This window comes from Thalassotalea castellviae (assembly GCF_031846185.1).
In the GTDB taxonomy this organism is placed as follows: domain Bacteria; phylum Pseudomonadota; class Gammaproteobacteria; order Enterobacterales; family Alteromonadaceae; genus Thalassotalea_H; species Thalassotalea_H castellviae.
On record NZ_JAVRIF010000027.1, the window covers coordinates 1 to 343 of the forward strand.

At 48.7% G+C, this 343-nt stretch carries 2 tRNA genes; both read right to left on the bottom strand.

Annotated features, from left to right (window positions below):
* Positions 1 to 10: 10 nt before the first annotated feature.
* Positions 11 to 87 (bottom strand) — tRNA-Ile (locus tag RM573_RS17445).
* A 134-nt stretch (positions 88 to 221) separates the two neighbouring features.
* Positions 222 to 297: transfer RNA gene (locus RM573_RS17450), tRNA-Ala, on the bottom strand.
* Positions 298 to 343: the final 46 nt, after the last annotated feature.

Consider the following 343-nt stretch of genomic DNA (forward strand, 5'->3'; position numbering starts at 1 on the left):
ACGCAGAATTTGGTAGGTCTGGGCAGACTTGAACTGCCGACCTCACCCTTATCAGGGGTGCGCTCTAACCAGCTGAGCTACAGACCTATATCTTTTTGAGTTCACCTTTACCTAATTGGTAGGTCTGGGCAGACTTGAAAAAAAACAGGCCGACCTCACCGCTAATAACACGTGGCGGGGTGCGCTCTTTGTTCGAGCTACAATACTAAGTCGTAAATAAGTGGTGGAGCTAAGCAGGATCGAACTGCTGACCTCCTGCGTGCAAGGCAGGCGCTCTCCCAGCTGAGCTATAGCCCCTCGTTTACTTATTAGTAAAGGGTTACTTCTTCTAATTTGTTATCAG